Source organism: Aminobacter sp. P4_D5, from assembly GCF_056401815.1.
This window is the reverse complement of record NZ_JBFUIP010001022.1, coordinates 1-599: the sequence shown is the minus strand read 5'-3', so window position 1 is coordinate 599 and position 599 is coordinate 1. Positions and strand designations below refer to the sequence as shown.

The following is a 599-nucleotide window of genomic DNA, read 5'->3' as shown; positions in this document are numbered from 1 at the left end:
GCATGGCATTGGCCAGCGGCAGCGTCGGCTCCTCGACCTTCACGACCTGGAAGCGGCGGGTAAGCGCGGCGTCCTTCTCGAAGTACTTCTTGTACTCGGCCCAGGTGGTGGCCGCGACGCAGCGGAGCTCGCCGCGCGCCAGCGCCGGCTTCAGCAGGTTGGCCGCGTCGTTCTGGCCGGCCTGGCCGCCGGCGCCGATCAGCGTGTGCGCCTCGTCGATGAACATCACGACGGGAACCGGCGAGGACTTCGCCGCGTCGATCACGCCCTTCAGGCGGTTCTCGAACTCGCCCTTCATGCCCGCGCCGGCCTGCAGCATGCCGAGGTCGAGCGACATGAGCTTCACCTTGGCCAGCGCCTCCGGCACGTCGCCCGAGGCGATGCGCAGGGCGAGGCCCTCGACGACAGCGGTCTTTCCGACGCCCGCCTCGCCGGTGAGGATCGGGTTGTTCTGCCGGCGCCGCGTGAGGATGTCGATCATCTGCCGGATCTCGGCGTCGCGGCCGAGGATCGGGTCGATCTTGCCGGCCTTGGCCTGGGCCTTGAGGTCCGTGCAGAACTGGTCGAGCGGCCCGCCGGCGCGTGGCGCGCCCTCGGCC

General features: G+C 70.8%; 1 protein-coding gene. It reads right to left on the bottom strand.

What is annotated here, in order from left to right; translation table 11 throughout:
* The coding region (locus AC1DWF_RS36430) for an AAA family ATPase (RefSeq protein ID WP_476843310.1) at window positions 1-599 on the bottom strand (599 nt) is incomplete at both ends.